The sequence below is a fragment of the Streptomyces sp. NBC_00569 genome, from assembly GCF_036345255.1.
Lineage (GTDB): Bacteria > Actinomycetota > Actinomycetes > Streptomycetales > Streptomycetaceae > Streptomyces.
In genome coordinates this window covers 9,564,551-9,575,815 of record NZ_CP107783.1, presented here as the reverse complement: position 1 = coordinate 9,575,815, position 11,265 = coordinate 9,564,551, and the positions used below count along the sequence as shown (strand labels likewise).

The window sequence follows — 11,265 nt, the reverse complement described above, 5'->3', positions numbered from 1 at the left end:
GCGCGCGTGGCGGGACATGCCCGCGGTGGTGACGAAGGCTGCTCGGGGAGTCCGGATCAGGCGACCGGAAGTTCGACCTCGTGCAGCGGTCGGGCGGCGGCCTCGCCCTCGGCGCGCTCCCGCGCCGTCGGGGACAGGGCCACGAAGGCGCAGGTGAGGAAGAGGAACGAACCGAGGACCACGGCGAGCGGCAGGATGAACGCGGTGGCGCTCGCGCCCGGCAGAGGCGCATTGCTCGCCTGCACGTTCACGGTGACCGCGGCCATTCCGGTGTAGTGCATGCTGCTCACCGCGAGCCCCATCACGAGGGCTGCGACGGCGGCGACGGCCGGGCCCCGCACGGAGAGCGCGGCCCACAGCGCCGCGGAGGCCGCGGCGATCGCGATGACGACGGAGGCGGTGACGACAGCGGGGTCGTACGAGATCGTGCCGTTGAGCTCCACGGCGGCCATGCCGATGTAGTGCATCGCGGCCACCCCGAGTCCGGTGCCGATGCCGCCGAACAGGATGGAGCGCACGCGGGACTTGCCGTATCCGGCGGTGAAGACTCCCGCGCCGACGACGGCGATGGCGACGAGGAGGCTGAACAGGGTGAGCGGGATGTCGAAGCGGATCGCGGTGCCGTCGACGGTGTAGCCGAGCATCGCGATGAAGTGCATGGTCCAGATTCCGGCTCCGATCGCGATCGAAGCGCTGACCAGCCAGTTCCGTCTGGACCGTCCCCCTGCGGTCAGGGCGCGCACTGTGCAGCGCAGTCCCAGCGCGGATCCGACGACGGCCATGACATACGACAGGAACGGCGTCGCCCAGCCTCCGGCCATGTGATGCATGTGACCCACGGGATTCCTCTCACTGTCATGTGTCGGCCCCCCGGCGACCGGGACGCTAGCACGCAGTGGATCTCTGTCCAGGAGGCGGCGACATGCGCCCGCAGGCGGGTTACTGGACGGTAAGGCCCTGGTTCAACGGCCTTTCGGGCATCGGTGCTTCATCTCCCTCCGACGCCGGTGCGACTCTTGTCACGCCGCACATCGAAGCGCTTCAGACACCCTGGACGAGACGCCCAGGTCGGGACGTCCGGGACATACCCGTTCAACTGAAGGCGGGGACGGTGGCGCTGGGGTTGAGAACGGCCGACTCGATGGCGGCCGACGAACCCTCCCGGCCGGCCGGCGCAGATGCCGCACGGCAGCGTTGTACGCGGCGTGCTGTCGCGACGGGGAATGCGCAGGCTCCGCCGGGGCGCACACACGCGGCGTCAGCGCGGCCCGTTCCGCCCGCCGCACCGGCGTCCGGCGAGAAGCGGCAAACAGCGGCAAGCAGCGGCAAGCAGCGGCAAGCGCCTTGTACCTGCTGTGCACGCCGGAGTTCGACCACGCCGCGGGGCAGGTCATGGCGCGCGGCGGCGGCTTCACCGGATGAAGGTGAAGCCGCCGCCGCGCCGTGGGTCCGTCAGGACGGGCAGCCGGAGTCCGCGATCACGAAGGTGCCGGGCGAGGTCTCTTCCAGGGTGTGGGTGACGAAGAGGTTGTACAGGCCCATGTTCTGGTTGGAGCCGTTGGCATAGACGTAGCCGAGGCTCTGGTGGGCGCGTCCGGCGGCGACCTGGTTGTAGTTGTTGTCGGTGTAGCACTGGTGGGTGGCGCCGGTCGTGGTCGCCTGCGCCCCGGTGGAGGAGGCGCCCACGGCCCCGGAACCGTCCACGGCGGCCACGGTGTAGCTGTACGTCGTGCCGGGGGCGAGCCCGGTGTCGGTGAACGAGGTCGAGGAAGGCGAGCCGACCTGGGTGCCGCCGCGGTAGACGCGGTAGGACGCCGCACCGTCGACGGCGGTCCAGGACAGTGACGCCGAGGTGTCGGTGGTGGCGGTGGCGGTGAGCCCGGTCGGAGCCGGCAGGGAGCCGCCGCCGTCGGTGGCGTCGAGTCCCCAGGAGTGTCCGATCCAGTACGAGGCGCAGATGTTCATGTCCGGCAGGTACTGGCCGGCCGTACCGCATTGGGTGGCCCCGGTGCCGGGGTCGACCGGCTGGCCGTGGGACATGCCCGTGATGCTGTACGACTCGACGACGGCGCGGCCCGCAGCGTCCTGGTAGACCTTGTGCGGGTAGCCCTGCACGGTGTCGCTGACGTCGGCCGTGGCGTCGGTGCCGTGGACATTGGTCCACTGCTCCACGAGCTCGGTCATGTTCATCGGCGCGACGGTGGTGTCCTGGGAGCCCTGCCACACGGCCACCGTCGGATAGGGGCCGCCGTAGCCGGGGTCGGCCGCGCGTACCTTGTCGCCCCACTGCTGCGCGGTGAGGTTGCTGCCGGGGTTCATGCAGCTCAGACCGTCGGTGACGGAGCGGGCGCAGTCGAAGGGCAGACCGGCGGCCACCGCCGCTCCGGAGAAGACGTCCGGGTAGGAGGCCGCCATGACCGCGGTCATCGCCCCGCCCGCGGACAGGCCGGTGACGTAGACACGTGAGGGGTCGGTCCCGTAGTCGGCCGCCATCTTGTCGACCATCTGCTTGACAGACAGGGCCTCGCCCTGGCCGCGCGAGAAGTCGGACGACTGGAACCAGTTGAAGCACGAGTTGGCGTTGTTGGCGCTCTTCTGCTGGGGCAGCACCAGCGCGAAGCCCCAGGTGTCGGCCCACTTGGTCCAGCCGGTCTCGCTGTCGAACGCCGCGGCCGACTGGGTGCAGCCGTGCATGGCGACCACCAGAGGGCGCCCGGACGGCAGCCCGTCGGGGACATAGCGGAACATCTGCAGACTGCCGGGGTTGGAGCCGAAGCTCGTCACCTCCTGCAGGGACGCGGCTTGCGCCGGCGCCGGGGACAGCAGCCCGAGGATCAGGGCGACCACGGACAGCACCAGCGCGACCGCGGACCCGGAGCGCGGCCGCCGTCCGCGGTCGACAGGCCGCAGCACGCGTCGGGAGCGGCGCCGCGAGGAGTGGGGGGAAGCAGGATGCATCGTGCCACCAGGTGATCGCGAGGGATGGGGAGACGGACAACCCCCGGCCCTGGCCGCCCGGTACCGGACAGCGGTACGTGTCCCAGGAGTTACCGGGAAGCTACGTCCGGCCGGCGACGACAGTAATGGTGACGGGCCCCACCTCGAAGGGGTATGGGCTGTGGGCCGTCACCGTTGCGCCACTCGGGAGGGCCACGACCGCGGATGATGTGCTTGTTGCCGTCGCACGGTGGTCCCCGGGCACGTGAGCCGCCCGAGCCTCAGCAGGAACGTGCAGAACTCCGCCCCGGCCGGGCTCGGTTCATCAGGCGTGCATGGATGCTTGGACAGGGGCGCCCGGTCGTCCGGTGTGCCGGGTTACAGACAGCGCACCCAGTCCCGCACGTCGGCGCGCTCGCCCGCGGCCTCCACAGAGCGAATGCGGAGGGCGTCGACGTGTGTGCCGTGCTTGGTCATGACGGCCTTGCGCGCCCGTGAGAGGAATGCCGTCCACGAGCGGCCGACCATGTGCCTGGCAACCCGGCCGGAGGCGGCTGCCGCAGCACGACACGTAGACCTCCGGCGATCACTCACACGCGTCACGGCTCCCCCGGCGTGCCGTAGCGGACGAGAGTGGTGGGCACGACGACGCGACGGGCGGTGCCCCGGGCACGCGCCTCACCGAGCCGGTCCACGAGCAACCGGCCTGCCTCCCTTCCGAGTTCGTCACTGTCGTACGCCGCGATGATCAGCGGCAGTCCGAGCGCGTCGGCCAGTTCGAAGTCGTCGAAGCCCGCGAGTGCGGTGGCGGTGCCGGCGGCGCGTATCGCGCGGAAGGCACCGATGGTGTTGCGGTTGTTGGAGCAGAACAGGGCCGTCGGCGGCTCCGGCAGAGCCAGCAGTTCGGACGTGGCACGCGAAGCCTCGGCGGTCTGCTGCTGCCCGAGCCGTACGTAGCCCGGTTCGCGTTCGAGGCCCGCTTCGACGAGCGCGTCGGTGAAGCCCCGCAATCGCTCGGCGCCCGTATAGACAGCCGGCGGGGAACCGAGGAAGCCGATCCGGCGGTGTCCCGCGTCGAGCAGCTGTCGGGTTGCCGTGCGGGAGCCGCCGTAGTCGTCGACCAGGACGCAGTCGGCGCTGAAACCGTTCGGCGGTCGGCTGGCCACCACGATGGGTACGCCCTTGTCGGCCGCGGCGGCCAGGTGGCGCTGGTCGTCGTCGGCGGGGACGACGACGATGCCGTCGACACGCCGGGCGATCAGGTCCGCCACGAGGCCGCGCTCGCTGTCGAGGTCGTGTCCTGTGTTGCCGATGACGGTCTTCAGGCCGTGCCCGGCGACGACGGCGTCGACGCCGAGAGCGAGGCGGGAGTAGAAGGGGTTGGCGAGGTTGGTGACCACGAGCCCGACGAGCCCCGTGCTGCTGCCCAGGCGCAGGCTGCGGGCCATCTCGTTGCGGTGGTAGCCGAGTTCGGCGACGGCGGCGCGCACCCGAGCGGCGGTCTCGGGCAGCACTTTGGGGTCGTCGCGCAGGACACGCGAGACCGTCATGGCGCTCACGTGCGCACGCTGCGCGACGTCGCGCAGTGTCGGTTGCGGGTCCTTCTCCCCGCGGGTGCCGGGCATGATCGCGGTCTCTCCCCCCGTCGTCAGTCGCGTGCGGCAACGGCGTGGGCCGCGCCGATCAGCGCGGCGTCCCCGGCGAGGCCTGCGGGTTGCATCGCACGAGTATGCCGCCTGGGACGTTCCGGACGGTCATCCGGGCCTGTGGCGTCCGGCGCCCAGCCTCCCTCGGCGAGTCCCGCGTGCAGCGCGGGAGCGACCAGGTCCCAGGAACCGGCCATCGAACCACCGACGACCAGAGTCGTCGCCCCGAACGCGGTCAGTCTCGGTGCGAGGACGGATCCGAGCGTCGTGAAGGCGTCGTCCAGGACGCGCCGGGCGCGCCGCTGCCCCGCCCTGGCCAGGTCGGCGATGTCCCGCACGTCGGCGGACGGGTCGCCGAACCGGGCGAGGATGGCCCGGCGGGACACGGACTCCTCCAATGGTGCGCCGCCGGCCTCGGTCAGGTCCATGCGCCCCTCGGGCGGCACCCCCGGCCCCCGCGCGACGATCGCGCCGTCGACGAGGAAGGCCGAGCCGACACCGGTGCCGAGCGTGATGCCGACGGCACGGGAGTGTCCGCGCCCGGCACCCGCGGCCCACTCGCCCATCATGAAGGCGTGGGCGTCGTTGAGGAAGACGACGTCACCCGGCCGTTGCCGCAGGTCGCGCAGCAGCGCCGTGCGCACGTCCACCCCGTACAGGGCCTCGAACTTGCCGACCCCGGCGAAGAGCGCGAAGCCTTGCGCGTAATCGAAGGGCCCCGGCACCGCCATGCCCCATCGCGTGCCCACGGGGACGTCGAGGTGGTCGGCGCAACGCCGTACGGCGCCGAGGATCTCCTCGGCGCCGGCGTGCGGGTCGAGCGGCCGGCGGGAGCGCCGCCCGACACGGCCGTCGGGCAGGTCGACGACGGCCGCCGTGACGTGGGTGCCGCCGATTTCGAGGACCGGGATCAACGGACGAGGGCCTTCACGACCCGGACCGGTCCCCCGTCCGCTCGCACCGAGTACCGGCCCACGGCGGCCGGAACGGTGAGCGTCTCCGCGTACGCCAGCTCGTGCCGGTCACCCGCCGCGGTGTGCACGCTCACGCCGTCACCCTCGACGACGTTCAGGATGTGGAACCGTCCCGCGGTGTCGTCGTCGGCTTCGGCCCCGGCGTCGAGTACATACCTTCTGACCTCGTAGAACATCTCCTCAAGTGCACCGATGACCTCTTCTCGCCAGCCCGTGCCGGTGCGCAGGGTGCGCGGCTGCTGCACCAGGTCGCGGGCGACCGCGTCGCCGCGCCGGGCGGTCTCCAGGTTGGCGAAACCGTGCTCGTAGGGCAGCGGGCGCGGGTTGCCGTCGGCGTCGGGGCGCAGCCAGTCGTAGAACCGCAGGCTGTACAGGTAGGGCGTGGCGCTGATCTCCAGGACGAGGTTGCCGGCCCCGCTGGCGTGCGGGGTGCCTGCGGGAATCATGAACAGTCGGCCTTGTTCGGCGGGGAACGTCAGGACGTGGTCCTCCACGTCCAGGGGCATGCCGCCCGTCGCGGCTTTCCGTACCTGCCCGCGGAACGCCTCGACGTCGGCGTCCTCGCGCAGGCCGAGGAACACCCGGGTGTCGGGACTGCCGAGCGTCATGTAGTACGTCTCGTGCTGGGTGTAGGGCCAGCCGAATCGTTCGCGCATGTACAGCTCTTTGGGGTGGCAGTGCACCGAGAGGTTGCCGCCGCCGACGGTGTCGAGGTAGTCGAACCGGAGAGGGAACGACGCCCCGAAGCGGGCGTGGACCTCCTGACCGAGGACACGGTCCGGCTCCAGGACGCACATGAGCTGGAACGGCACCTCGGCCTGGGCCTGCGGCCCGGTGCCGACGAGGATGCCCGCCTCGGGCGCGATCAGCTCGTAGCCGAGGGCGGTGTTGCGCGCGTCGGGGTTGAAGCCGAGCGTGCGCTGGGCCCAGTGCCCGCCCCATGGCGTGGAGTTGAAGTAGGGGCGGGTGCGCACGGGCTTGCTCGCGAGAGCGGCGTACGTGGCCCGGAGTCCGGGCCCGTCGAGCGACACCGGGTGGTCGGGGTTCTGCATGTCGAGCCAGCCGTCGAGCCGGTGGGCCAGCGCGTCCCGGTGCCGGTCGAGCATCGGCCAGTCGCTGTAGAACAGCCGCCGCAGGTCGGGCTTCTCGCCCGGAAGGCCGAGGTTCACGCCGCCGGTGCCCGCGACCGCGGCCGCCTCCGCGTACCGCTTGGGCACGTCGGCGTACCAGAGCAGGTGGTGGTCGACGAGTGCGGCGCCGGGCCCGTGGACGATGAGCAGGCCCTCGTCGGGCGGTGTCGGTGTGGGGAGCGTGTCGAAGAGGTCGTCGAGAGGGTTGTCGGCGAGCTTGCGGAAGTAGGGGTCTTCCTCGTCCTCCGGCCGCTCGGTGCGCTTGCGGAGCTCGGCGGGTGGCGCGTAGTGGGCACGTACGTCGAGCAGGGCGACCTGGACGCCGCGGGCGGCGAGTTCACGGCGCAGCTGCTCGCCGAGCGCGTCCCAGTCGACGGACGGTGATCCCTCCACGGCCACCACCGCCGGGCCCGTGGGGAGTTGAGCGGCCACCGCCTGCCAGCCGGTGCTCAGAACGGCCTGTGGAACGGGGGCGTATCGCGGGTCGAGCCGGTACACGAAACCTCCTCGGGCATGGGTGTCAGCGGCGGAAGAGCACCGCGGTCGTACCGAGTGCGGGCAGGTCGACGGTGACCTCGCCGTCCCTGACGGTCAGTTCGTCCGCGGCCCGGCCGTGGTAGTCGGCGCTGCGGGCCTCGGAGAACGGGAAGAGTGCGCGCACCGGGCACGCGACGGGTTCCTCGGCGAAGGACTGCAGGCGCAGCAGCACGGCTCCGTCCGCGTCGGGGGTGGTGGCTCCGACGAGACGTACACGCGGGTCTCCCACCGTCACGAAGCCCAGCCCGTCCGCGGCCTGGTCGGACACCGGTCCGCGGGCCCGAACCGCGTGCAGTGGGCGTGAGATGCCGGCCGCGGTGCGCGGGCCGATGTCGGCCGCATCGGCGCTGCGCGTGCTGGAGAGGCTGTAGCGGAAGGTGAACTCGAAGGCCTGCTCGCTGGGGAAGTTCGTGTCCCAGAGGTTGTTGTGGATCCAGGAGTAGACGGTCGCAGGCTCGTCGTGGCCCATGGTCTTGGGGAACGGGGCGTAGGGCAGGGCGATGTTGCCGAACTGGACCAGGGGTGCGTCCTGTGTGGCCCAGGCGACGGCGAGATCGTCCTCCTGCAGAGTGATCCAGCGGCGCACGGCCCGCATGTGCAGCGCGGAGCCGGGGATGACCGGCAGTCCGGTGCCGGTCGCGCCGCCGGAGGCCTCCATGCGCACCGTGGGCGTCTCGAAGGCGAAGGGAAACGCGAAGTAGGCGCTCTCCTTGCCGAGGGTGGCTTCCTTGTCGACCTGGTTCTCGATGTCGAGGCGGCCGACGCCGTGCGGCAGAGTGAGGGTGGTGCGCACCCGGTTGGCGCCCGGCGGGCGCGTCTCGTACGTGAGTGTCTCCGCGGTGGCCGTGGAGTGGCGGGCGATGAGCGCGGCCGGCGGGGCGACGGAACGGTTGCCCAGGTGTTCGAGGCGGTCGGAAGCGGTGGTGCGGCTGGAGTTGTGGTTGAAGCCGCCCGCCGTGGTGTAGCTGTCGTGGATGTAGGCGTTGAAGCCGGTGATGGAGTCCGCCCGGACCAGTTCGCGCCCGCTCGCCTTGTCCACGACGGAGGCGATACACGCACCGGCCAAGTCGACCCGAACAGCGAGGTGTTCGTTCTCCAGGAGCAGCGGATCGGGATGCGCGTGGGCCGCGGCGGCACTGTGAGCCGGGTTCTCGCGCTCGGAGCCGCCGGTGGGGTTCCATCCGGTGGCGGCCCTGACCGAACCGTCCTCCCCCGCGCGCGCACCCTCGTCGTCGACCGTGAACACGTCGAGGCGGACGGAGCCGGCGGGTGGCACGTCGTCGACGCGGACCAGCAGGAAGCGGCCGGCGTCGCGGTGGGTGTCGTTGATCTGCGGGCGCTCCTCGTGTCGCAGGCGCTCGCCGGTACGGGCGTCGCGCACGGCCACGGACCGTTCCAGCGGGACGCTGGATTCCGGCAGGAAGATCTGGGCGACGTCTGTGCGCGGCCAGGAGCAGGTGTTGACCACGTGGTACGAGGCCGGGACGTCGGCGGGACGGGCAAGGCGCTGGCCCAGGCGGGCGCCGGCCCGGTTCAGGAGCGACTGCCCGTCGTCGTGGGCGCGCAGGGCCTGCCCGTACTTCCAGTGCCACTGCTGCTCTCCGGAGTGGCCGTGGTCGTGTCCGTGCGTCCAGGGGTCTCCGGCGCCCCAGGTGTGCTCGTCGAACAGTGACACGGCCTCGTACACGCCGGCCGCGTCGCGGGTGTCGTCGGCTGCTCCTGAGGCGTCGAGGACTCCCGCGAAGGTGCCGAGGGTCTGCGCGTCGGCGACGACGGCCTGCGCGGTCCGGGCGAGGGACAACGGGTGGGCTCCGGAGCCCACGCCGTCCACCCACCAGTCGGTCCAGTCGCCCTCGAAGGTGCGGATCCGGTCGCCGAGCCGGGCCTCGGCGTCGGTGAAGAAGTCCTCGTTGCGCGAGAGCCGCAGCTGCGGGTAGGCCCAGGTCTCGTTCCAGCGGCGCACCGTGTCGGCGATGATCCGCCGCGGCGGCGCGTTGTCGCCGAACTTGCCCTGCACGCGCAGGTGCAGCACGTCCCACGGGTAGGGCTCGCGCTTGATCTCCTCCTGGTCCATGGTCCAGCCGAACACCCCGCCGCGGTAGGGGTAGGGGTTGGTGGCGAGTGAGGTCAGGTAGGCCGGGAGCAGGTCGTCGACGCTGGAGTAGTCGGTGTCGAAGCCGAGGAGGGGGCCCTCCATGTAGGCCAGGCCGTGCGGGGTGTCCGTGACCCAGACGAGCAGGCTGTTGCCACTGGGCGCACGCCAGCGGAAGAGGCGGGGCAGTTTCTCCCCGCCCACCAGGTGCGGCACCGACCGTCCGGCCCAATTGTGCGCCACGGACAGGTACTTGATGCCTGCCGAGCTCAGCGCGTCGACGAGACCCACGACGGATCCGGGCACATCGGTCTGCATGGCGGAGGTGAAGGGGACGCCGTACCGCTCGCGTACGTCGTGGGCCAGGCGCATCAGTTCGTGCAGCTCGTCGGTGGAACAGGTCTCCGTGTGGAGGTTGAAGGGCATCGCGGTGAGTTCGATCCGGCCCTCGCGCACCCGCTGGACGAACTCCTCCACCTGTTCCGCCGGACGGGCGTCGGCCCACTGCTTGAAGGACCACAAGGACTCGACGCACCAGCGGAACCGGGACTCGGGTGCCCAGTCGTCGGTGGCCTGGGTGAGCTCCAGGCACGAGTCGAGGAACGAGAGGTGTTCGGCGAGCACCCGGCCCTGCGGGTCGGTGTAGCCGATGTCCAGGTGCGAATGGTGCACGAGGTGGATGGTCCACTGGCGCTGCGGGGTGAGCGTCACGTCGATGCCTTCGCCTCCCGCTCCTTCCGGCAGGGCCAGCGTGACCCGCTGCGCCGTGTCGACGGCCGGCAGCAGCAGCCGGACGGAGTCGCCCGGCCCCGGAATGCGCTCGGCGGACAGCAGCGCCCCGGAGGCGGTGCGCACGGCGAGGTCGGCCGGTATCGAGGGGCCGTTCACCGCATCCACCCGGAGGGACTGCAGCAGGCCACCCCCTTCCGCCCGGCGCATCAGAGGCTCGGTGGTCAGCCGCAGCGCGCTCCCTCCCAGACTGCCTTCCGCGCTGACGACGGAGCCGCGCAGGCTCTCGCGAATCCGGTCGTTGTCCCAGTCGGTGCTACGGACGAGGGCCCGTGTGGTCATGCGGACATCTCCAAGTTCAGGTGAGAAAAGTCGGGTCGGGGAGCTGGGGCTCAGCGTGCGCTCGCGGTGACGCCACGCAGGAACAGGCCTCGGAGCGTCAGGAAGACGACGAGCGTGGGCAGCGAGACGATCAGCGCGCCGGCCAGGATGACGGGCGGGCCCGAGGAGGCGTAGGCGTTGTTGAGCGAGGTGAGGGCAGCCATCACCGGTTGGATGTCGGGGCTGCGGCTCAGCGTGATGCCGAACAGCAGGTCGTTCCAGACGGCGGTGAACTGGAAGATGAACGCCGCCCCGAGGCTGGAGCCCATCAACGGCACGTGGATGCGCCAGAAGATGCGACGGAACGAGGCACCGTCGATCATGGCCGCCTCGGTGAGCTCGGGCGGCATCGTGGTCATCTGATTGCGGATGAGGAAGAAGGCGAACGGGACGGCCCACGCCGCGTACACGAGCATCAGGCCGAGCCGGGTGTCGTAGAGATCGCCGTCGGCGTACATGCCGAACAGCGGCGCCAGGAACATCTGCAGCGGGAAGAGGGTCCCTGAGTAGATGAGCCAGAACCAGAACGCGGGCTTGGGGATGGGCAGCACGACCACGGCGAAGGCGGCCATGGCGGCGACGATCACCGCGGCGGCGCCGCACACCACGGCGTACGTCAGTGAGTTGAGGAAGCTGTCGCCGATGCCCGCCTGGCTCCAGGCGGTCGAGAGGTTGTCCCACAGCGCGAAGCCGTGGGGGGCCCAGTCGGGTCGGCCGGCGTACTCGGTGACCGGCGTCAGCGCGTTGACGGCCAGGAGGTACACCGGGATCAGCCAGAGCACCACACAGCCGGCGACGAAGAGGTTGCGGAAGGTCCTTCCCACGGGATGTCACTCCTT

General features: G+C 71.1%; 8 protein-coding genes. All 8 read right to left on the bottom strand.

All coding sequences use genetic code 11. The annotated features are described in order from the left end of the window. Positions 1-56: 56 nt before the first annotated feature. Positions 57-839, bottom strand: coding sequence for an MHYT domain-containing protein (locus tag OHO83_RS43215; RefSeq protein WP_330280661.1), 783 nt, complete (start codon positions 837-839; stop codon positions 57-59). A gap of 613 nt (positions 840-1,452) precedes the next feature. Then, positions 1,453-2,958: an extracellular catalytic domain type 1 short-chain-length polyhydroxyalkanoate depolymerase gene (locus OHO83_RS43210; RefSeq protein ID WP_389568197.1), complete on the bottom strand. Its 1,506-nt coding sequence runs from the start codon at positions 2,956-2,958 to the stop codon at positions 1,453-1,455. Positions 2,959-3,315: 357 nt separating this feature from the next. Continuing rightward, on the bottom strand, positions 3,316-3,465 hold the full coding sequence (locus OHO83_RS43205; protein ID WP_266680786.1) for a hypothetical protein: 150 nt from the start codon (positions 3,463-3,465) through the stop codon (positions 3,316-3,318). 71 nt (positions 3,466-3,536) lie between these two features. Next, positions 3,537-4,562, bottom strand: coding sequence for a LacI family DNA-binding transcriptional regulator (locus tag OHO83_RS43200; RefSeq protein WP_266680784.1), 1,026 nt, complete (start codon positions 4,560-4,562; stop codon positions 3,537-3,539). A 23-nt stretch (positions 4,563-4,585) separates the two neighbouring features. Beyond that, positions 4,586-5,497: an ROK family protein gene (locus OHO83_RS43195; protein WP_330280660.1), complete on the bottom strand. Its 912-nt coding sequence runs from the start codon at positions 5,495-5,497 to the stop codon at positions 4,586-4,588. Further along, on the bottom strand, positions 5,494-7,185 hold the full coding sequence (locus OHO83_RS43190) for a class I mannose-6-phosphate isomerase (protein WP_330280659.1): 1,692 nt from the start codon (positions 7,183-7,185) through the stop codon (positions 5,494-5,496). The genes OHO83_RS43195 and OHO83_RS43190 overlap by 4 nt, the downstream gene beginning before the upstream one ends. 22 nt (positions 7,186-7,207) lie before the next feature. Next, entirely contained in the window at positions 7,208-10,387 is a 3,180-nt protein-coding gene (locus tag OHO83_RS43185; RefSeq protein WP_330280658.1) for an alpha-mannosidase, read from the bottom strand. A gap of 50 nt (positions 10,388-10,437) precedes the next feature. Continuing rightward, positions 10,438-11,250: a carbohydrate ABC transporter permease gene (locus OHO83_RS43180; RefSeq protein ID WP_266680776.1), complete on the bottom strand. Its 813-nt coding sequence runs from the start codon at positions 11,248-11,250 to the stop codon at positions 10,438-10,440. Positions 11,251-11,265: the final 15 nt, after the last annotated feature.

What these genes read in the sequence shown, in the direction of transcription:
- OHO83_RS43200 (WP_266680784.1), bottom strand. Translation starts at nt 4,562, where the DNA reads ATGCCCGGCACCCGCGGGGAGAAGGACCCGCAACCGACACTGCGCGAC.
- OHO83_RS43205 (WP_266680786.1), bottom strand. Translation starts at nt 3,465, where the DNA reads ATGGTCGGCCGCTCGTGGACGGCATTCCTCTCACGGGCGCGCAAGGCC.
- OHO83_RS43185 (WP_330280658.1), bottom strand. Translation starts at nt 10,387, where the DNA reads ATGACCACACGGGCCCTCGTCCGTAGCACCGACTGGGACAACGACCGG.
- OHO83_RS43210 (WP_389568197.1), bottom strand. Translation starts at nt 2,958, where the DNA reads ATGCATCCTGCTTCCCCCCACTCCTCGCGGCGCCGCTCCCGACGCGTG.